The sequence below is a fragment of the Nocardiopsis sp. CC223A genome, assembly GCF_030766825.1.
Lineage (GTDB): Bacteria > Actinomycetota > Actinomycetes > Streptosporangiales > Streptosporangiaceae > Nocardiopsis.
Genome location: NZ_JASFDV010000026.1, coordinates 38,253 through 58,662, shown reverse-complemented (window position 1 = coordinate 58,662; position 20,410 = coordinate 38,253). Strand labels below are relative to the sequence as shown.

Sequence of the window (20,410 nt, the reverse complement as noted above, 5' to 3'; positions counted from 1 at the left end):
ACCCGGGTCACCGGGTCACTGGGCGCCGATGGCGGTCTCCACCTCGGAGATCCACTGCTGCGCGGCCTCCTCCGGGGTGAGGTCGCCGAAGGCCATCGAGTCGGTGACGCGCTTGGTGATCTCCACGACCTGGCCGGCGCCGATGGGCGGCGGCGGGTTGCCGTCCACGATGTCGTCCTCGACCTCGGACAGGAACACGGCGCTGCGCTCGTCGGCCGGGGGCAGCGAGCTCAGGATGCTGCCGCGCACGTCCACGTTGGCGGGCAGGCCCAGGTCCGACAGGATCAGTTCGGCGGCGTCGGTGCTGTTGAGCATGAAGTCGACGAAGCGGGCGGCCTCCTCCGGGTGCTCGGACCCGGCGGAGACGGAGTAGAACATGGCGGGCTTGAAGAACATGCCGGTGCGCTCGGCGGTGGACTCGCCGGGGTAGCGCAGCAGTTCGATCTCGCTGCCGGAGGACTCGGTGAGGCCGCCCAGCTGGTTGGTCCAGAAGTGGGCCATGGCGCCGGTGCCGGTGGCCAGCACCGACTGGTCGGGGCCGCCGGCCTCGATCTCCACGCTCTGGGACGCCTCGGGCTGGCCGCCGTTGTCCAGCAGCTCCTGGGTCATCTCGAACCAGGCGGTGAGGGTCTCCTCCGAGAAGCCCAGGCTGCCGTCCTCGTTGTAGAGGCGCTCCCCGTGCTGGCGGGCGAAGATCTGGAAGCCCTGCTCGTTGTAGGCCATGCTCTGGGTGCCGACGATGTCGCCGCCGGAGGCCTCGGTGATCTCGGCGGACAGCTCGATGTAGTCCTCCCAGGTCCAGGAGGTGTCGTCGGGCATCTCCACCCCGGCGGCCTCGAACGCCTCGGGGTCGGCCAGGATCGTGTAGGCGTTGACGCCGCTGGCGATGCCGTAGGTGGCGCCGTCCAGGTCGCCGCTCTCGGCGACCAGCGGGTCGATCTTGGACAGGTCCAGGCCCTCCAGCTGCGACAGGTCGGCCAGGGCGCCGCGGTCGCCGTACTCGCGCAGGTAGCGCTCCTCCTGCATCATGATGTCGGGGGCGTCGTCGGCCGCGGTGGAGGTGGCCAGCTTGTCCCAGTAGGAGCCCCAGTCGGTGTAGTCCGCGACGATCCGGATGTCGGGGTTCTGGGCCTCGAAGATGTCGATGACCTGCTGGAGCGTGGAGTGGCGGTCGTCGGAGCCCCACCAGGAGTAGCGCAGTTCGACGACGCCGTCCTCGGATTCGGAGCCGCCGCCTCCGCAGGCGGTGACGGCCAGGGCCAGGGCGGTCGCGGTCGCGGCGAGCGCCAGTGGTCGGCGGGCGCGACGCTTGTTCACGGGGGACATAGGGGGTCGGTCCTCTCGATCTCTGCTACTTGATGCCGGTGGTCGCGATGCCCTTGACGAGGTAGCGCTGGCCGGCGAGGAAGAATCCGAACACGGGGCCCAGCGCCACCACGGACATGGCGAACAGGGGGCCCCAGGAGGTCTGGGAGCTGGAGTCGACGAAGGTGCGCAGTGCCACCGGGACCGTGTACATGTCGGGCCGGGTGAGGAAGATCAGCTGGCTGAAGAAGTCGTTCCAGGTCCAGATGAAGGTGAAGATCGCGGTCGTGGCCAGGGCGGGCATCGACAGCGGCAGGATGATGCGCAGGAAGATCCGCACGTGGCCGCAGCCGTCGATGCGGGCGGCCTCGTCCAGGTCCCGGGGCAGGCCGCGGATGAACTGCACCATCAGGAAGATGAAGAACCCGTCGGTGGCCAGCAGCTTGGGGACGATGACCGGGTAGAACGTGTTGATCCAGTCCAGTTCCGCGAACAGGATGTACTGGGGCACGATCACCACGTGGATCGGCAGCATGATGGTGGCCAGCATGACCGCGAAGAAGAGCCGCTTGCCGCGGAACTCCAGGCGGGCGAAGGCGTAGGCGGCCATGGAGCAGCCGATGAGGTTGCCGATGATGGACCCGCCCACCACGATCGCCGAGTTCAGCAGGTAGTGGTGGAAGGGGTACTGGAGGGCGGTCCAGCCCTCGCTGTAGTTCTCCGGGGTGAAGTTCCAGGGGATCAGCCCCGGTTCCCGGAAGATCTCTGCGGTGGGTTTGAAGGAGCTCGACAGCATCCACAGCAGCGGGTAGAGCATGATCAGGCCGAAGCCGATCAGGCCGATGTGGGTGAGCAGACGCCGGATGCGCTCGTTCCGCTCACCGGTGCCGCGGGAGCGGGCGGGGAGCCGTGTGTCAGTCGCCATAGAAGACCCAGAACTTGGAGGCGAGGAAGTTCACCGCGGTGAATCCCCCGATGATCATCAGCAGGAGCCAGGCCATCGCCGAGGCGTAGCCCATGTCGAACGCGCCGAACCCCCGTTGGTAGAGGTAGAGCGTGTAGAAGAGGGTGGAGTCGGAGGGGCCGCCGGTGCCGCCGCTGACGATGAACGCCTGGGTGAAGGTCTGGAAGGCGTTGATGATCTGGAGCACCAGGTTGAAGAAGATGATGGGCGTGAGCATGGGGACCGTGATGTGCCAGAAGCGGTGCAGCGGCCCGGCCCCGTCCACCGCGGCGGCCTCGTAGTACATGGCGGGGATCTGGCGCAGCCCGGCCAGGAAGATGACCATGGGTGCGCCGAACGTCCACACGTTCAGCACGATCAGGGTGCTCAGGGCGTAATCGGGGTGGGAGACCCACCCCTCGCCCTGGATGCCGAAGACCGCCAGGACCTGGTTGACCAGGCCCTCGGCTCCGAACACCTGACGCCACAGGATGGCGACGGCGACGCTGCCGCCCAGCAGGGAGGGCAGGTAGTACACCGACCGGTACAGGGCCAGGCCGCGCACGCCCCGGTCCAGGACCATCGCCAGTGCCAGGGCGAGCGCGAGCTGGAGGGGCACCGACACGAACACGTAGACGAAGGTGACCCGCAGGGAGCTGTGCAGGCGTTCGTCCTCGAACATCCGCTCGTAGTTGGCCAGGCCCACGAAGTCGTAGTCGCCGATGAGGTTGTAGTCGGTGAAGGAGAAGTACAGCGAGGCCAGCAGGGGGCCGGCGGTGATGAGGGCCAGGCCCACGAACCAGGGGGCGAGGAAGCCGTACGCGGCGAGGTTCTCGCGCTTGCGGCGGCCGGTGCCGCCCGTGGGGGCGCGGCGGCCGCGGCCGGCGGGGGCCGGAGGCGCCGCCGCCGGGCGGGTGCCGCGCTGGAGGAGCGCGCTCACAGGGATCCGCCTCCTGTGGGGGCGGTCTCCGACCGTGAGGTGGAGACGCGCGTACCAGGGTGCATGGTCACGGACCGCCAATCTGATCGGGGAGGGTGCGGGACGGGGGCCGATGACCCCTTGTGTCCGAGAACACTGCGGAAAGACGCAGGTTATGAGTTGGTAAGCGCTATCCAGCTACTAGGATGATCAGTTTCTAGCACCGGGTTACATGGGTGTCAACGCCCGGTTTCCTCTTGCGGGGCAAGCGCCGCCCGGATCGTTACCTTCCGGTTCGCCCGCCGGGCAGGGGTTTCTTCGGGAAGAACCTGCTCTTTTGTGACTGTTTCATCCCCTTGTTCGCCCCGTGCGCCCCACCCGTTTCATGCGCGGGATCGCTCCCGGGCATTGTGATTCGCTTGGGAAAGCGTTTACCATCCTGGTGTGAACCACACCACGCAACGCAGGTACGCGATCGTCGGCACCGGCTCCCGGGCCCGGATGTACACCCGGGCCCTGGCCGGCTCCCACCGCCGTCACGGGGCCCTGGTCGCCCTGTGCGACACCAACGCCACCCGCATGGCGGTGCACAACGGGATCGTCGCCGAGGCGGGCCTGGACCCCGTGCCCACCTACGCCGCCGACGCCTTCTCCCGCATGCTCACCGAGCAGGCCGTGGACGAGGTGATCGTGGCCACCGTCGACCACACCCACGCCGACTACATCGTCGCCGCCCTGGAGCACGGCGCCGACGTCATCACCGAGAAGCCCATGACCACCGACCTGGACGGGCTGCGCCGCATCGAGGACGCCCGCGAGCGCACCGGCGGCCGGGTCACCGTGGGCTTCAACTACCGCTACAACCCCGTCCACCGCCGCGTCCGCGAGCTCATCGCCGACGGCGCGATCGGCGAGGTCGGCTCGGTCCACTTCGAATGGATGCTGGACCTGCGCCACGGCGCCGACTACTTCCGCCGCTGGCACCGCGACAAGGCCAACTCCGGCGGCCTGCTCGTGCACAAGGCCAGCCACCACTTCGACCTGGTCAACTGGTGGATCGCCGCCCGCCCCGAGGAGGTCTTCGCCTCCGGCCGGCTGTTCTTCTACGGCGACGAGAACGGGAGGCGGCACGGCCTGGCCGCCGACTACGAGCGCGGCCACGGCTCCGCGGCCGCCGACGCCGACCCCTTCGCCCTGCACCTGGCCGACAGCGCCGACCTGAGCGCCCTGTACCTGGACGCCGAGCACGAGGACGGCTACCGTCGCGACCTCAACGTGTTCGGCCCCGGCATCACCATCGAGGACGACATGTCGGTCCTGGTCCGCTACGACACCGGGGCCCGCCTGACCTACCACCTCACCGCCTACGCCCCCTGGGAGGGGTACCGGCTGGCCGTCACCGGCAGCCGGGGCCGTCTGGAGCTGGACATGGTGGAGTTCGACCGCACCGTGGCGGGGCGCACCGAGGACAACCCGGTGCGCGGCATGCCCGCGCCCAAGGAGGACACCGTCTCCCGGCTGCTCCTGCGCCGCCACTGGCAGGAGCCCGAGGAGATCCCGGTGGAGGTCGGCACCGGCGGCCACGGCGGCGGCGACACCGCCATGCTCGACGCCCTGCTGGGCCGGCTGGACGACGGCATCCGCCCCGACCACGCCGACGGCGGCAACGCCCTGCTCACCGGGCTGGCCGCCAACGCCTCCATGGCCGCGGGGACGCCGGTGCGCGTCGCCGACCTGCTCGCCGGGAAGGACGCGTGAGCGCCGCCGGGCCGGTGCCGCTGCTGCTGGTGGGCCTGCACGGCCACGGCCGCTCCCACCTGCGCTCCCTGCTGCCCCTGGCCAAGGCCGGAACGGTGCACCTGGCGGGGGTGTGCGACCGGGTGCCGCCCGTGCCGGGCGACGACCTGGAGGGGCACGGGCCCGTCCCCTTCTTCGACGACCTGCCCACCGCCCTGAAGCGGACGGGGGCGCGCGTCACCGTCCTGGTGACCCCCATCCACACCCACCTGCCGCTGGCCCTGACCGTCCTGGAGCACGGCTCCCACGTGCTGTTGGAGAAGCCCACCACCGCCACCCTGGCCGAGCTGGACCGGCTGGTGGAGGCGGTCGACGCGGCCGGGCTGGCCTGCCAGGTCGGGTTCCAGAGCCTGGGGTCGGCGGCCGTGGACGCGGTGCGCGCCCTGATCGCCGAGGGCGCGGTGGGGCGGGTGCGCGGCATCGGCGGCTCCGGGGCGTGGAAGCGCACCTCGGCGTACTACGCCCGCGCCCCCTGGGCGGGGCGGCGGCGCCTGGACGGGCGCGAGGTGGTGGACGGGGCGGTCACCAACCCGTTCGCGCACGCGACCGCCACCGCGCTGGCCCTGACCGGGGAGGGCGCCCACGCCCCCTCGGACATCGAGCTGGACCTGTACCGGGCCCACCCCATCGAGAGCGACGACACCTCGGCGGTGCGGCTGACCACCGCCGGGGGCACGACGGTGGCGCTGGCGGTGACGCTGTGCGCGCCCGACAGCGCTCCGCCGGTGCTGGTGGTGCACGGCGAGCGCGGCCGGATCGAGCTGGAGTACACGCTGGACCGGGTCACCGTGCACCGGCCGGGCAGGGCGCCGCTGACCACGACCCACCCGCGCCGCCACCTGGTGGCCGACCTGGTCGACCACCTGCGCCACGGGACCCCGCTGCTGGTGCCCCCGGCGGCCACCCGCGGGTTCGTGCACGTGGTGGAGGCGGTGCGCACCGGACCCGATCCGGCGCCCATCGGCCTGGAACACCAGCGGGTGTGGGAGGAGGACGGCGCCGTCCACCGGACCGTGCACGGCGTCTCCGACCTGGTCGCCCGCGCCGCCGAGTCCCTGTCCCTGTTCCGCGAGCTGGACGTCCCCTGGGCGCGGACGAACCCGGAGGTAGGCCCGTGATGAGGATGGGGATCGACGGCGACGGCGTCGCGGCGGCGGTGTGGAACGACGGGGCCGACATGGAACCGCGGCTGTCCCCGCGCCCGTACCTGCACCCGGTGCGCACCCGGGCCGGGGTCGTGGTGACCGAGGTGGTCCCCGAGGACCACCGCCACCACCTGGGGGTGGGGGTGGCGGTGCCCGACGTCTCGGGCACCACGTTCTGGGGCGGGCGCACCTTCACCCCCGACCGGGGGTCGGTGCTGCTGGACAACCACGGGCGTCAGAGCTCGCGGGGCCCGGTCCCCCACCCGGAGGGCGGGTGGGTGGAGGAGGTGTCCTGGACGGGGCCCGGGCGGGAGGAGCTGCTGCGCGAGGAGCGCCGCTGGCGGGCCCGCGGACTGGACGGGTCCACCTGGGTGCTGGACCTGGACTGCACCCTGCGCAACACCTGCGGCCGTGATCTGTCCATCGGGAGCCCGGCCACCAACGGCCGCCCCGGCGCCGGGTACGGGGGGCTGTTCTGGCGGGCCCCGATCGGCCCCACCGCACCCCGGGTCCTGGGGCCGCGGGGCATGCGGGGGGAGCAGGCGCTGCACGGGTCGCGGGCGGACTGGCTGGCCCTGGCCGGGGACGCGGGCGGGCCGTGGACCCTGCTGTTCCATCAGCCCGGTGGGCACACCGACCCCTGGTTCGTGCGCGCCGAGGAGTACCCCGGGGTCGGCCCGGCGCTGGCGTGGGAGGAGCGGCTGCCGCTTCCCGCGGGGCGGGTGTTGACCAGGAGTCTGCGCACCGCCGTCACCGACGGGCACCCCGAGGACGCGGACGCCCTGGCGGCGGCCGTCATCGCCCTGCCCTGACCCGTGCACTCCGCTGCACTCGAAACGAAAGAAGGAGACCCCGCATGCGTGTGCTCGTCACCGGAGGATCGGGGCGGCTGGGCCGCAGTGTCGTCGCGGCCCTGGCCGCCCGAGGGCACGAGGTGACCTCGGTGGACCTGGCGCCGGCCGATCCACCGCCCGGGGTGGCGGGCCTGGTCGCGGACCTGCTGGACGCGGACGCGCGGTCCGGCGTCTTCGCGTCCGCCCGCCCCGAGGCGGTGGTGCACCTGGCCGGGATCGCGGTGCCGTTCGCCCGCCCCGACGTGGAGACCCTCCAGGTCAACACGGGTTTGGCCTGGGCGGTGCTGGGGGCGGCCGTGGAGCACGGCGCCCGGGTGGCGGTGGCCGCCTCCAGTCCGACCGTGTACGGCTACAACACCCCCGGGTGGCGGCCCCGGTACCTGCCGCTGGACGAGGAGCACCCGGTCGCGCCCTGGCACGCCTACGGGCTCAGCAAGCTCATCGTGGAGGAGGCGGTGCGGGCGCTGGCGCGGACCTCGGGGGACTGCGTGCTGTGCGCGGTGCGGCCCGGATACGTTGTGGCCCCGCAGGAGTGGGCGGGTGCGCCCACCCAGCTGGGGCACACCATGGCCGAGCGGGTGGCCGACCCGGGGCTGGCGGGGACGTCGCTGTTCAACTATGTGGATGCCGCCGACGCGGCGGACCTGTTCGCCCGCATCGTGGAGGATCCGGGGCGGGCCGAGCACGGCGGGGTGTACAACGCGGTGGCCGCCGACCCGCTGGCCGAGGGGCCGGTGGACGCCCTGATGGCGCGTCTGCACCCCGGTTCGGCGCCGGTGGCCGGGGCGCTGGCCGACGGGCGGGCGGTGTTCTCCAGTGACAAGGCCCGCCGGGATCTGGGGTGGGAGCCCCGGGCCTCCTGGCGCGACCTGTTGCGCGTCGACCGGGCGGGGTGAGGCGGTGCAGCGTCGGGGCACCGCCCGCTCGGCTACCCTGGGAAAGAGTTTTCCAGGACGTGGGACGAGAAGGGCCAGGGGCGTGGACTCGGGGTACGTAACGCTGGAACAGGTGGCCGAGCACGCCGGGGTCTCCCTGGCGACCGCCTCCAGGGTCATCAACGGCAGTACCCGGCAGGTCAGCCAGCGGCTGCGGGACCGTGTCACCGCCAGCGCGCAGCAGTTGGGGTACCTGGCCAACGCCTCGGCCCAGACGTTGGCGCGCAACAGCAGTTCCCTGGTGGGGCTGCTGGTGCACGACATCTCCGACCCCTACTTCTCGTCGATCGCGGCCGGGGTGACCCGGTGCACCGAGGAGCAGGGGCTGGTGCTGGTGCTGGGCACCACCGGCCGGTCGGTGCAGAAGGAGGGCCGGGTGCTGGCCGCGCTGCGCTCGCACCGGGCCAAGGCGGTGATCCTGGTGGGGTCGCGGTCCACCGACGAGGAGAGCAACGCCCGGCTGGCCCGGGAGATCGAGGCGTTCCGCCGCCAGGGCGGGCGGGTGGCGTGCGTGTCGCAGCCGGGCCTGCCCGCGGACACGGTCAGCCCGGACAACGCGTCGGGGGCGGCGGCCCTGGCCCGGCACCTGGTGGGGCTGGGCCACCGCCGGTTCGCGATCCTGGCCGGGCCCAGCGACCTGCGCACCGCCCGCGAGCGGTTGGACGGGTTCCACGGGGCGCTGTCGGCGGCGGGGATCGCCCTGGACCACAACAACGTGATGCACGGGGCGTTCACCCGGGACGGGGGGTACGAGTCCACCCGGCGGCTGATGACGCTGGGCACCGACGCCACCTGTCTGTTCGCGGTCAACGACGTGATGGCGACCGGGGCGATGGCGGCCCTGCGCGATCTGGGGATGAAGGTGCCCGGGGACCTGTCGGTGGCCGGGTTCGACGACATTCCGACCCTGCGTGATCTGACCCCGGCGCTGACCACGGTGCGGCTGCCGTTGGAGGAGATGGGGGAGAAGGCCGCGGAGCTGGCCCTGGACGTGGACCATGAGGGCGACTTCCGGGTGGTGACCGTGCCGGGGGAGGTGGTGGCGCGGGAGAGCACCGCGCCGCCCACCGCCCCCTGAGCAGGGGTCAGCCCGTGAGGATCGCCGACAGGTCCCGGTCCGCGAGGTCGGGGCGGCCGGTGTACGTGGCGCTGCCCCGGGGGCGGGCCGCGGGGCCCGCGGTGGAGGAGTTCGCGGAACGGCTGCGGCGGGCCACCGCGCTGGTGCCCGCGGTGTCCGGCGCGGCGGCGGGGCGCCGCAGCGCCCCGCCGCCCGTCCCGTCCGGTGCTAGGGGAGGGGAGTGAGCGTGTCGGCGAACACCACACCGTGCCCGAGGCCGGTGTCCGCCGACAGCGCCCCGCGCTCCACCCGCACACCGCTGGGGGCGGCCAATGCCCCCAGGGCTGCGAAGGAGGCGCGGTCGATGTCCTCGACCATCGCTGGTCGGGACAGGCACAGGGCCAGCTGCCCGGACAGCTCGGGCAGCAGGTGGGGGGCGACCGGCACGCCCCGGCGGTCGGCCGTCTCGGCGATGCGCAGGAACGGGGTGATGCCGCCCACGCGCACGACGTTGGGCTGGGCGATGTCGCACACCCCCGCGTCGATGTAGCGCTCGAACTCCTCGACGGTGCGCAGGTTCTCGCCCAGGGCGAACGGCACCGGGGTGCGCGAGCGCAGCCGGACGTGGGAGCGCAGGTCGTCGGCGGGCAGCGGTTCCTCGATGAAGTGCGGGTCGTGTTCGGCCAGCGCCGCCAGGGCGCGGGCCGCGGCGGGCACGTCCCAGCGCTGGTTGGCGTCGACCATGAGGAGGCCGTCCGCGCCCAGCAGGGTGCGCACCGCCCGGACCCGTTCGGCGTCGCGGGCCGGATCGGGTGAGCCGACCTTGATCTTCACCGCCCGGTGCCCGGCCGCCAGCCACCCGCGCACCTGGTCCTGGAGGTCGGTGAGGGGGTAGTCCAGGTTGACGCCGCTGCCGTAGGCGGGCACCGTCTGCCGGCGCCTGCCCAGCAGTTCCACCAGGGGCAGCCCGGCGGCCTCGGCCGCCAGGTCCCACAGGGCGATGTCGATCGCGGCCAGCGCCATCAGGGTGATGCCGGCGGTGCCCGCCTCGCGCAGGTGCCGGCGCAGCTCGTCCCAGCGGGCGGGGTGGGCGGGCCCGCCCACCAGGGCGGGCCGCAGGTCGTCCTCGATGAGCGCGCGCACCGAGCGGGCGCCGATGAGCGGGGTCCAGGAGAACCCCGTCCCGGTGAGTCCGGTGTCGGTGTCCACCTCCACCACGACGATGTCGTTGCGGTCCACCCCTCCGTCCCACGCCCGGTGCAGGGGCAGGCGGTGGGCGCGGACCCGCATCCCGGTGACGCGCACGTGCTCAGCCCTTCCCGACCAGGGTCAGCCCGGTCTCGATGAGCGCCGCCAGTTCGGCCTCCTCCTCCGGGGTGGGGTCCACGAACGGCGCACGCACCCCGCCCACCGGGACACCGCGCAGCCGCGCACCGGCCTTGACCAGGGACACCGCGTATCCCGGGGAGCGGTCGCGCAGGCCCACCAGCGGGTCGAAGAACTCGGCCAGGAGCCGGCCGGCCAGCGGGTCGCCGGTCTCGATCGCGCTGTGGAAGGCGTCGGCCACCTCGGGTACGAAGGCGAACGCCGCCGAGGAGTACAGCGGCACCCCCACGCCCCGGTAGGCGGGGACGGTCAGCTCGGCGGTGGGCAGCCCGTTGAAGAACGTGAAGTCCTCGCCGCGCACCTGCCGTACCGCGAGCACGATCCGGTGCATCAGCCCCAGGTCGCCGACCCCGTCCTTGATCCCGACCACGGCGGGCAGGGCCGCGATCTCCGCGGCGGTCTCGGGGGTCAGGACCAGGGTGCCGCGCTGGTAGACGATGATCGGCAGGTCCGCCGCGGCGGCGACGGTGCGCACGTACTCCACGATCCCCCGCTGCGGTGCCGCGACCAGGTACGGGGGCAGCAGCAGGACGGCGTCGGCGCCCGCCGCCTCGGCGGCGCGGGCCTGTTCGGCGGCGGTGGCGACGCTGCCGCCCGCGCCGGCCACCACCGGCACGGCGCCGGCGACGACCTCGACCGTACGGGCGACCACGGCGGTGTGCTCGGCGGCCGACAGGGCGTGGATCTCCCCGGTGCCGCAGGCGGTGAACACCCCGCCGGCGCCGTGGGAGATCCCGGAGGCGACGTGCTCGGCGAGCACGTCGAGGTCCACGTCGCCGTCGGGGCCGAAGGGGGTGAGGGGGAAGAAGAGGATTCCGTCGAAGCGCATGGCTCTCCTCAGGGGAGGGGGTGGGTCACAGGACGTGTTCGGTGTGGCGGCGGGCCGTGGTGGCGATGACGTCGTCGATGTCGGCCGCCCAGATGTCGGCGTTGAAGATCTCGACCTCGATGTCGCCGGTGTGTCCGGCGGCCTCCACCGACTCGCGCAGGGACCGCACGTCGATGTGGCCGTCGCCGACCATGCCCCGCCCCAGCAGGGCGTCGGCGGGCAGCGGCAGGATCCAGTCGCAGACCTGGAACAGGGCGATGCGCCCGCCCGCGCCGGCCCGGGCGATCTGGGCCTGCACCTGGGGGTCCCACCACACGTGGTAGGTGTCCACGGTGACGCCGACCGCCTCGGCGGGGAACTCCTCGGCCAGGTCCAGGGCCTGGTCCAGGGTGGACAGCACCGCCCGGTCGGCGCAGAACATCGGGTGCAGGGGCTCCAGGCCCAGGCGGACGCCGCGTTCTGCGGCGTAGGGGGCCAGTACCGCCAGGGCGTCGGTGACGCGGGCGCGCGCCCCGGGCAGGTCGCGGTCGCCTTCGGGCAGGCCGCCCACGACCATGACCAGGACCGGGGCGCCCAGGGCGGCGGCCTCGTCGATGGCGCGCCGGTTGTCGTCCAGTGCGGGTGCCGGGTCGTGGCCGGTGAGGAAGCCGGCCCGGCAGTAGGAGGTGACCCGCAGGCCCGAGCGGCGCACCAGGGCGGCGGCCTTGTCCAGGCCCAGGTCGGCGACGTGTTCGCGCCACAGGCCGATCGCCGGCACCCCGGCGCGCAGGCAGCCGTCGACGGCCTGGACCAGGGTGCTCGGGCGGACGGTGGCCTGGTTGAGGGACAGCCGGGCCAGGCGGGGGTCGCCCGGCTCGGGGGTGGGGACGCAGGCCGGGAGTCCGGTGGGGACGTCCACGGCGGCGGGGACGGGGGTGCTCATCGCTCCACCCCCGCCACGCGCAGCAGGGTGCGCATGCGCTCGACGGCCAGGTCGGGGTCGGTGAGGACCCCGGCGGCGTCGGCCAGGCGCAGGATGCGGGCCAGGTGGGGCAGGTCGCGGGCGGACTGCATCCCGCCGACCATGTGGAACCCGGACTGGTGGCCGTTGAGCCAGGCCAGGAACGCGATTCCGGTCTTGTAGTGGGGGGTGGGCGCGCAGAACAGGTGGCGGGCCAGCGGGACGGTGGGTTCGAGCAGGGCCCGGTAGCGGTCGGTGTCCCCGGCGTCCAGGGCGGCCAGGGCGCGGGCGGCGGCCGGGGCGATGGCGGCGAACACGCCCAGCAGGGCGTGGGAGTGGCCGTGGTCGTCGCCCAGGACGAGGTCGGGGTAGTGGAAGTCGTCGCCGGTGTACAGGCGCACCCCGGCGGGCAGCAGGCGGCGCAGCCGGACCTCCAGGCCGGCGTCGAGCAGGGACACCTTGATGCCGTCGACGCGGTCGGCGTGGTCGGCGATCAGGGCGGCCACGGGTTCGATGGCGTCGGCCGGGTCGGTGAACCCCCAGTACCCGGCCAGGGCGGGGTCGAAGACCGCGCCCAGCCAGTGCAGGATGACCGGGCCCTGGGCGCGGTCGAGCAGGGCGGAGTAGACGCGGGTGTAGTCGCCGGGTCCGGTGGCGACGGCGGCCAGGGCGCGTGAGGCCATCAGGACGGGGACGGCCCCGGCCTTGTGGACCAGGTCGAGCTGGTCGCCGTAGGCGGTGATAACGCTTTCCAGGTCGGCGTGCGAAGGCTCCAGGGCGTCGGTGCCCACTCCGCAGGCCAGGGCGGCGCCGCGGGCGGCGGCCTCGGCGCCCGAGCGCCGGATCAGCTCGGCGACGGTGTCGGGGTCCAGGCCCATGCCGCGCTGGGCCGTGTCCATCGCGTCGGCCACGCCCAGGCCCTGGTCCCACAGGCGGTGGCGGAAGGCCAGGGTGGCGTCCCAGTCCAGGACGGCCGGGGCGCCGGGGGCGTTGGGGTACAGCGGGTCGGCGACCACGTGCGCGGCGGCGTAGGCGGTGCGGGTGCGGGACGGGGGGACGGGGGAGGTGTCGGCGGCGGGGCCGGTGGGGGTGAAGGGGGCGAGGGAGCCGTCTCCCTCGGGCAGCGGCAGGGGGCTCATCGGATCGAGACCTCGCCGAGTTCGATGGTGCGGCCGGTGCGGGCCGACTCCAGCCCGGCCTCGGCCATCTGTAGACCGCGCGCCCCCGACAGCAGGTCGTGGGGGAAGGGCGAGCCGGTGGCCACGTGCCGCAGGAAGCCCTCCCACTGGGCGCGGAACCCGTTGGGGAAGTCGGTGTTGTCGGGGACGTCCTCCCACTGCTCGCGGTAGCGGCCCGGGTCGGCGGCGTCGGGGTCCCACACGGCCTTGGGGGTGCGGGCGCGGTGCTGGAACCGGCAGGAGCGCAGGCCCGCCACGGCGCTGCCGTGGGTGCCGTCGACCTGGAACTCCACCAGTTCGTCGCGGTTCACGCGCACGCTCCAGGAGGAGTTGATCTGGGCGATGGTGCCGCCCTGGAGCTCGAAGATGCCGTAGGCGGCGTCGTCGGCGGTGGCGTCGTAGGGGGCGCCGTTCTCGTCCCAGCGGCGGGGGACGTGGGTGGCGGTGCGGGCGGTGACGTTGCGGACCGGGCCGAAGAGGTGCTCCAGGATGTAGTGCCAGTGGGGGAACATGTCCAGGACGATGCCGCCGCCCTCTTCGGCGCGGTAGTTCCAGCTGGGGCGCTGGGCGGGCTGCCAGTCGCCCTCGAAGACCCAGTAGCCGAACTCCCCCCGTACGGACAGGATCTCGCCGAAGAAGCCGGAGTCCACCAGGCGGCGCAGTTTGAGCAGGCCGGGCAGGAAGAGTTTGTCCTGGACGACGCCGTTGCACACGCCCGCCTGCTCGGCGAGCTTGGCCAGGTCCAGGGCGGAGTCCAGGGTGGACGCGGTGGGCTTCTCGACGTAGATGTGCTTGCCCGCCGCGATGGCCGAGCGGACGGCCGCCTCGCGGGCGTGGGTGATCTGGGCGTCGAAGTAGACCGAGACCTCCGGGTCGGACAGGACGGCGTCCAGGTCGGTCGACCACCGGGTCAGGCCGTGCCGGTCGGCGATCTCGCGCAGTTTGCGCTCGGAGCGGCCGATCAGGATGGGTTCGGGCAGGAGCCGGGAGCCGTCGGGCAGCGGGATGCCGCCGTCGTCGCGGATGGCCAGGATGGACCGGGTCAGGTGCTGTCGGTATCCCATGCGCCCGGTGACGCCGTTCATGGCGATGCCCAGTACGCGATCGCTCATCTGATGTGACCACCTCTCTCGTGAAAGCGCTTTCCACCTTACGGCAAAGTTCGTCTCCACACCAGTGGCGAACGGTGCCGCCGAGGGCGGAGGGCGGCCGGACGCGGTGGTCGCGGGCGTTGAGAGGCTGGTCATCCGCCGCCGGGGGCGCGCGGATGCTGCTTCGTCGCGCGCGCGGTCGGACGTCTTCGCGGCGCCGGGCCCCGGCGGGCGCGCCCTGCCCGCTCCCGGTTCTCCCGGCGGGCCCGACCTGGGCGGACTCCGCCGTCGGGGGCGGTCGGCCGGAATCGGTCCCATGGTCCGACCGTGTTCCCGGGAAAGGGAAAGCGCTTACTTTTCCGGGGTGGGACCCGCCCGCCGACCGACGGGTCCGCGCGTCAGCGTGCGGTGTGCGCGGTGATCTCGGCCAGCACCGGGTCCCACAGCGGCTCGGGCGGGTACTGGTGGCCCACGCCGGGCAGCGGCACCAGGCGGGCGCCGGGGATCGCCCCGGCCAGCGCCTGTCCGTGGGGCAGGGGGAACAACGGGTCCTCGGTGCCGTGCAGGACCAGCGTGGGGACGGTGATGTTCGCCGGGTCGGGGTCGGGCGACCCGTCCTCCTCCAGGATCCAGTGGTTGGTCTGCATCGCGGCCATGTCGGTGGTGCGGTCGTACACCCGCGCGGAGGTCGCGCGCGACCGCTCGGCGTCGAAGACCGACCCGGCGAACACGCGCTCGCCCTCGACCATCGCCTCGATCGCGGCCGCGCGGTCGGTCCAGTCCGGCCCGGGGCCCTGGTCGGCGAACACCGCCTTGAGCCGCGGCTCCATCGGCGGCAGCCCGGGCCGGTCCGGGCCGCCGGGGGTGGCGGACTCCAGTGTCAGGCTCACGACCCGCTCCGGGTGGCCGAGGGCGATGCACTGGGCGAGGTCGGCGCCCATCGAGATCCCCACCAGGTGCGCGGTGCGCGCGCCCAGCCCGTCCAGGACGGCCAGGGCGTCGGCCACCAGGTCCGTGCGGGTGTAGCCGGGCGCGCCGGCCGGGTAGGCGGTGGACCGGCCGGTGTCGCGCAGGTCGTACCGCACCACGTGGCGCCCGGCGGCGGCGAGCCGGGCGCAGAAGCCGTCCTCCCAGTAGTCCATGGAGGAGGCCGCGCCGCCGATGAGCAGGACGGTCGGGTCCTGGGCCGAACCGAACGCCTCCGCGCAGACCAGGGCGTCGCCGGAGGGCAGCAGCAGTTCTCCCGAGCGGACGGGATCGGTGGCCATGGTGTTCCCCTAACTACGAAATTAATAGCTGCTACTATTATTTTCATAGTTACGAGGGGGGTTCAAGTGCCCGGTAAGCGGAGTTACGGCGAGGGGTGCCCGATCGCGCACTCCCTGGACCTGGTCGGCGAGCGGTGGGCGCTGCTCGTCGTCCGGGAGCTGCGGCTGGGGCCGCGCCGGTACCGCGACCTCCAGGAGGCGCTGCCCGCCATCGCGCCCACCGTGCTCTCCCAGCGCCTGAAGGACCTGGAGGCCGTCGGCGTCCTGCGCCGCCGGGAGCTGCCGCCCCCGGCTCCGGCCCGGGTGTACGAGCTGACCGAATGGGGCGCCGAGCTGGAACCGGTCTTCCGGGCGCTGGCCCGGTGGGGCGTGCGCTCCCCGGTGGTCCCGCTGTCGGGAGAGGTGAGCGCCGACTCCGTCATGCTGGGTCTGCGCACGTTCTTCGACCCGCCCCGGAACCACGGGCCCTGGTCGGCCGACTACGACGTGTGGCTGGGCCGCGAGTGCTACCGGATCGGCGTCCGGGAGGGGCGGCTGGCGCACCTGGCCCGGGGCGAGGCCCCGGGCCGGGCGGACGTCGTCGTGCGCACCGCCAAGGACACCTGGCAGCGGGTGCTGGCGCGGGAGGAGCCGCCGGCCGACGCCGTGGCCGCGGGCCGGCTGGAGATCGAGGGCGACCCCGCTCTGCTGGACCGCCTCGTCGCCGCCGCGGCGCCGCCCCCCGCCGTCCGGTAGCCGCTCAGGCGTCGGAGGAGTCCAAGGCGATGCCGGGCAGGTCGGGCAGGTCCGCCAGGGTGGTGACCCGGTGCAGGTGGTGCACGCCCGGCGGCAGGTCCGCGGCCAGGCCCACCGCGTGGGCGGTCACCAGGGCGGTGGCCCGCGACTGGCCGCGGCCGCGCGCCCGGCGCAGGTGGGGGCCGCTGCGCGCGGCCGCCGTCCAGGCGTCCGAACCCGGCAGGTGCGGGACCCGCCGCAGGCGGCCCGCGCCGGGCAGGCGGGCCAGCAGCCCCAGACCCCGGGTCAGGGCGGGGGAGTCCAGCCCCAGATGGGTGCGGACCGGGCGGTCCAGGTCGCGGGTGAGCACGTGCTGATCGGCGAAGTCGGCGCGCAGCAACCGCCGCCGCCCCTGTCCGGGCAGGTCGACCCGGGCGCCCCGGGACAGGTTGCGCACCGGCTCGCCGGTGGCCGGGTCGGGGAAGGAGCGGCCGAGCAGGCCGAGCGTCCACGCGGTGGCGGCCGCCCCGTGCGCCTCGCCCTCGCCCAGGAGCACGGCCACGTCGATCGGGCCGGTGCCCGGGTGGGCCGCGTGCAGGTCGGCGGCGAGCAGGGTGGTCAGCCCCGGGGCCAGGCCCACGCTGAGCAGTACCGGGGCGCGCGGGGTCAGGCGTTGGAGCCGGGCGGTGTAGTCGGCGGTGGCGGTGGGGTCGACGAAGGCCGCCCCGCGGTCGGCGGCGATCTCCGCGAGTGCGGGGTCCTCGGCCCCGGCGGTGTTGACCACGACGTCGATCCCCGCCAGGGCGTCGCGGTAGTCGCTCCGGCGGGCCAGGTCCAGGGGCAGGTCGGCGCGGCGGGGGTCGCGCCCGGAGGTCAGGCAGGTGTGTCCGGCGGCGCGCAGTGCGGCCGTGGTGGGCGCGCCGACCGCGCCGTAGCCGCCCAGGACCAGTACCCGCAGGTTTCTTGTAGTCATACTCCAAATAGATATGTGGAGTCTTACTACAGTCAAGTCCTAGGATCGTGGCCATGGACACACCCGCCGTCGACGGGCGCACCGCCCGCTCCCTGGCCACCCGCGCCCGGATCGCCCGGGCCGCCGCCGCCCTGTTCACCGCGCAGGGGTACGCCGCCACCAGCGTCCAGGCGATCGCCGCCGAGGCGGGGGTGGGCGTGCAGACGGTGTACTACACCTTCAAGACCAAGGCGGCGGTGCTCAGGGAGGCCGTCGACCAGGCCGTCGCCGGGGACGCCGCCCCCGTGCCCACCCTGGAGCGCCCCTGGGTGCGCGACGCGCTGGCCGCCCCCGACGCCGCCGCCCAGGTGCGCCTACAGGTCGCCGGGGCCGGCGCGGTGATGGAGCGGGTCGCCGGGCTGCTGGAGGCGGTGCGCGGCGGCACCGCCGACCCCGACCTCGCCGAGCTGTGGCGCACCAACGTCGAGCAGCGCCGCACCGTGCAGCGGGTCTTCGCCGACGCCCTGGCCGACCGGGGGGCACTGCGCCCCGGGCTGGACGCCGCGCAGGCCGCCGACCTCATGGTCGGCCTGCTCTCCCCGGAGCTGTTCACCCTGTACACCGCGCACCTGGGCCGCTCCGCGGCCTGGTGGCGCGGGCACACCACCGACGCGCTGCTGCACCAGGTGGTCCGGTCCTGACCGGGGGAGGCCCCGCGCCCGGTCCCGGTCACGGGGCCTCCCCCCGGGCGGTCGCGGTGGTCGCCCGCCGGCCTGGAGCGGCGCCGTCCCCCCGCCCCGCCGCCCGCGGCCCTGCCGGGGACCGCACCTTCGGCCCGGGAACCGCACGAGCGGGAACCGGAGCGGAGCGACCCCGGGTACCGGACCCACCACGACCCCGGGTCCCGAGCCCCGGGGCGGCCCGGTTCCCCGCCGCTTCGGGCGCAGGTCCCCGCCGGTTACGATGGCACCTGCCGTGCCCGCAGCGGCCGGTGCCCGGCGCCGGCCGCTGCGGTCCGAACCGGGGTGAGGGAAGATCCATGTTGAATCTGGCGGCGGGGGAGACCCCGACCTACCTCGGCCCGATCGTGGCCCTGCTCGTGGCGGCGGGCCTGATCGGGGCGCTGTTCGTCCGGATCCGGGTCGTCCCGATCGTGGGCTTCCTCCTGGCGGGTGTGGTCATCGGCCCCCACCAGCTCGGGTTCGTCGCCGACGAGGAGGTCGTCCGCAGCGCCGCCGACATCGGGGTGATGCTGCTGCTCTTCACCATCGGTGTGGAGTTCTCGGTCGACCGCCTGGCCCGGATCAAGCGCTTCGTGCTGGGCGGCGGCAGCGCCCAGGTGGTGCTGACCACCCTCGCCGTGACCGGGCTCGTGGTCGCCTTCGGCGGCGACTGGCGGGTCGGCGTCTTCACCGGCTTCCTGGTCGCGCTGTCCTCCACCGCGATCGTGCTGAAGGTGGTCGCGGCCAAGGGGCTGACCCGCCAACCCGTGGGCCAGGCCGCCGTGGGCACGCTCATCTTCCAGGACCTGGCCGTCATCGCCATGGTGCTGCTGGTCCCGCTCCTGGGCGGGGGCGGCGGCGAGGGGTTCTGGGGGATCGCCCGGGCGCTGGGCACCGCCGCCCTGGTCCTGGTCGCCGTCATCGTCATCGCGCGCAAGGTCATGCCGCCGCTGCTGGAACGGGTCGCCCGGCTGTGCTCGCCGGAGGTCTTCCTGCTGACCATCGTGGCGATCGCCCTGGGCGTGGCCTATCTGACCTCGCTCGCCGGGGTCAGCAACGCGCTGGGCGCTTTCCTGGCGGGCATGGTACTGAGCGAGTCGCGGCACAGCGCCCACGCGCTCAGCGAGATCATGCCGCTCCAGATGATCTTCAGCGCGGTCTTCTTCGTGTCCATCGGCATGCTGCTCGACCTCTCCCTGCTGATCCGGCTGTGGTGGGTGGTCCTGCTCGCGGCGCTGGCCGTGGTGGTGATCAAGGCCGTGACGGCCGCGGTGGCCGTCGCCGTGCTCAGGGTCGGCGCGCCCACGGCGGTGGGGTCCGCCTTCCTGCTGGCCCAGATCGGTGAGTTCTCGTTCGTCCTCCAACAGAGCGGCGCGGAGTACGGCCTCACCCCCGCGGGGCTGGGGGCGCAGGGGGACCAGCTCCTCGTCGCCGTCACCGTCGTTCTGATGACGGCCACCCCCGCGCTGGGCGCGCTCGGGGAGTCCATCGCCCGGCGCCTGCCCGTGGCCGCCGGGCCGGGAGCCGGAGCCGGGGCCGGGGCCGGGGCCGCGGAGGAGGCGGACGTCCGGGACCGCGTGCTGCTGGCGGGCTGGGGCCCCGCGGCCCGCAACCTGGGCCACTACCTGGTCGTCAACGACGTTCCGGTCACCGTGACCACGCTCAACCCCGACCTGGCCGCGGAGGCGGAGTCCTTCGGGCACGCGGTCGTGCTCGGCGAGGCGACCAAGGAGAGCGTCCTGCACGAGGTCGGCATGGAGCGTGTCAAGCTCATCGTCATCGCGGAGAATACCGCGGAGGAGGGGACGCACATCGCGCACATCTTGGGCGGTGTGGCCCCCGGTGTCCCGATCGTGGTGCGCCCGACCGACGCCCCGGACATTCCGGGCCTGTACGGCGCGGAGGTCACCCGGGTGGTGGACACCAACAGGGCGGTGACCGAGCCGCTGGGGAGTACGGTCCTGGACCTGTTGGGCATCGGGCACGCCGATCCGGTCCACCCCGACCCGACCCGCATCGACGTTTTCAGCCCCGACCCCGACACCGCGTGCGCGCACATCGACACGGTCCGGCCGGTGCTGCCCAAGAGTTCGGGCTGCACCGAGTGCCTCCAGCAGGGGCGGCGCGACTGGGTGCACCTGCGGATCTGTACCACCTGCGGGTTCGTGGGCTGCTGCGACGACTCCCCGGGCCGCCACGCGCGATCGCACGCCGACGGGGCGGGGCACCCCATCGTCCGCTCCGCGGAGCCGGGCGAGGAGTGGGCCTGGTGCTACCTGGACGGGACGATGATCGACCCGGTCGCGCGGTCGAGCGGTCGCCGTTAGGGCGTGTTCGGCGGATGCCTTCGTGCGGCTCGGCGCTTGCGCCGAAGG

Annotated in this window: 19 protein-coding genes; 9 read left to right on the top strand and 10 right to left on the bottom strand. The window is 73.8% G+C overall.

All coding sequences use genetic code 11. The features are described from left to right. Positions 1-15: 15 nt before the first annotated feature. Genes QJS33_RS13185 through QJS33_RS13175 form a run of 3 tightly spaced genes read right to left on the bottom strand, consistent with a single transcriptional unit; the run spans position 16 to position 3,188 of the window. A complete protein-coding gene (locus QJS33_RS13185; protein ID WP_372339650.1) occupies positions 16-1,326 on the bottom strand; it encodes an ABC transporter substrate-binding protein in 1,311 nt (436 codons plus the stop codon). Between the two features lie 25 nt (positions 1,327-1,351). Continuing rightward, on the bottom strand, positions 1,352-2,230 hold the full coding sequence (locus QJS33_RS13180; protein ID WP_306368237.1) for a carbohydrate ABC transporter permease: 879 nt from the start codon (positions 2,228-2,230) through the stop codon (positions 1,352-1,354). Next, a complete protein-coding gene (locus QJS33_RS13175) occupies positions 2,220-3,188 on the bottom strand; it encodes a carbohydrate ABC transporter permease (protein WP_306368236.1) in 969 nt (322 codons plus the stop codon). Before QJS33_RS13175 ends, QJS33_RS13180 begins: the two co-directional genes overlap by 11 nt. Before the next feature lie 423 nt (positions 3,189-3,611). Here QJS33_RS13175 and QJS33_RS13170 point away from each other — a divergent pair, with 423 nt between their 5' ends. The 6 genes from QJS33_RS13170 (at position 3,612) to QJS33_RS13145 (ending at position 9,200) form a co-directional block, all read left to right on the top strand. After that, positions 3,612-4,925 (top strand): Gfo/Idh/MocA family protein, encoded by a 1,314-nt coding sequence (locus QJS33_RS13170; protein WP_306368235.1) that lies wholly within the window; start codon positions 3,612-3,614, stop codon positions 4,923-4,925. Then, positions 4,922-6,082 (top strand): Gfo/Idh/MocA family protein, encoded by a 1,161-nt coding sequence (locus tag QJS33_RS13165; RefSeq protein WP_306368234.1) that lies wholly within the window; start codon positions 4,922-4,924, stop codon positions 6,080-6,082. The genes QJS33_RS13170 and QJS33_RS13165 overlap by 4 nt, the downstream gene beginning before the upstream one ends. A 5-nt stretch (positions 6,083-6,087) precedes the next feature. Then, complete coding sequence (locus tag QJS33_RS13160) at positions 6,088-6,921, top strand: PmoA family protein (protein WP_372339651.1); 834 nt, start codon at positions 6,088-6,090, stop codon at positions 6,919-6,921. Positions 6,922-6,965: 44 nt separating this feature from the next. After that, entirely contained in the window at positions 6,966-7,859 is an 894-nt protein-coding gene (locus tag QJS33_RS13155; protein ID WP_306368232.1) for an NAD(P)-dependent oxidoreductase, read from the top strand. A gap of 82 nt (positions 7,860-7,941) precedes the next feature. Next, positions 7,942-8,976, top strand: a complete 1,035-nt coding sequence (locus tag QJS33_RS13150) for a LacI family DNA-binding transcriptional regulator (RefSeq protein ID WP_306368231.1) — start codon at positions 7,942-7,944, stop codon at positions 8,974-8,976. Between the two features lie 14 nt (positions 8,977-8,990). Beyond that, complete coding sequence (locus QJS33_RS13145) at positions 8,991-9,200, top strand: hypothetical protein (RefSeq protein WP_306368230.1); 210 nt, start codon at positions 8,991-8,993, stop codon at positions 9,198-9,200. On the opposite strand, the gene QJS33_RS13140 is transcribed toward QJS33_RS13145, so the two are convergent. The 6 genes from QJS33_RS13140 to QJS33_RS13115 all read right to left on the bottom strand — a co-directional run bounded on the left by QJS33_RS13140 (position 9,184) and on the right by QJS33_RS13115 (position 15,647). Next, the gene (locus QJS33_RS13140) at positions 9,184-10,260 is read right to left on the bottom strand and encodes a mandelate racemase/muconate lactonizing enzyme family protein (protein WP_306368229.1); all 1,077 of its coding nucleotides are present in this window, start codon (positions 10,258-10,260) and stop codon (positions 9,184-9,186) included. The two genes, QJS33_RS13145 and QJS33_RS13140, sit on opposite strands and share 17 nt — an antisense overlap. A 4-nt stretch (positions 10,261-10,264) precedes the next feature. Next, positions 10,265-11,170 (bottom strand): 5-dehydro-4-deoxyglucarate dehydratase, encoded by a 906-nt coding sequence (locus tag QJS33_RS13135; RefSeq protein WP_306368228.1) that lies wholly within the window; start codon positions 11,168-11,170, stop codon positions 10,265-10,267. Positions 11,171-11,195: 25 nt separating this feature from the next. Beyond that, complete coding sequence (locus QJS33_RS13130) at positions 11,196-12,092, bottom strand: sugar phosphate isomerase/epimerase (RefSeq protein ID WP_306368227.1); 897 nt, start codon at positions 12,090-12,092, stop codon at positions 11,196-11,198. After that, entirely contained in the window at positions 12,089-13,249 is a 1,161-nt protein-coding gene (locus tag QJS33_RS13125) for a dihydrodipicolinate synthase family protein (RefSeq protein WP_306368226.1), read from the bottom strand. Before QJS33_RS13125 ends, QJS33_RS13130 begins: the two co-directional genes overlap by 4 nt. Next, entirely contained in the window at positions 13,246-14,400 is a 1,155-nt protein-coding gene (locus QJS33_RS13120) for a Gfo/Idh/MocA family protein (RefSeq protein ID WP_306368225.1), read from the bottom strand. Before QJS33_RS13120 ends, QJS33_RS13125 begins: the two co-directional genes overlap by 4 nt. 377 nt (positions 14,401-14,777) lie before the next feature. Then, a complete protein-coding gene (locus QJS33_RS13115; protein ID WP_306368224.1) occupies positions 14,778-15,647 on the bottom strand; it encodes an alpha/beta fold hydrolase in 870 nt (289 codons plus the stop codon). 66 nt (positions 15,648-15,713) lie between these two features. On the opposite strand from QJS33_RS13115, the gene QJS33_RS13110 reads away from it, so the two are divergent. Then, positions 15,714-16,382, top strand: a complete 669-nt coding sequence (locus tag QJS33_RS13110; protein WP_306368223.1) for a winged helix-turn-helix transcriptional regulator — start codon at positions 15,714-15,716, stop codon at positions 16,380-16,382. Positions 16,383-16,386: 4 nt separating this feature from the next. On the opposite strand, the gene QJS33_RS13105 is transcribed toward QJS33_RS13110, so the two are convergent. Further along, positions 16,387-17,334 carry an NAD-dependent epimerase/dehydratase family protein gene (locus QJS33_RS13105; RefSeq protein WP_306368222.1) on the bottom strand — a complete coding sequence of 316 codons (948 nt, stop codon included), beginning with the start codon at positions 17,332-17,334 and terminating at the stop codon, positions 16,387-16,389. A gap of 53 nt (positions 17,335-17,387) precedes the next feature. Between QJS33_RS13105 and QJS33_RS13100 the strand changes: the two genes are divergently transcribed. Both QJS33_RS13100 and QJS33_RS13095 read left to right on the top strand, forming a co-directional pair. After that, positions 17,388-18,014 (top strand): TetR/AcrR family transcriptional regulator, encoded by a 627-nt coding sequence (locus QJS33_RS13100; protein WP_306368221.1) that lies wholly within the window; start codon positions 17,388-17,390, stop codon positions 18,012-18,014. Positions 18,015-18,352: 338 nt separating this feature from the next. Continuing rightward, entirely contained in the window at positions 18,353-20,362 is a 2,010-nt protein-coding gene (locus QJS33_RS13095) for a cation:proton antiporter (protein WP_306368220.1), read from the top strand. Positions 20,363-20,410 lie beyond the last annotated feature (48 nt).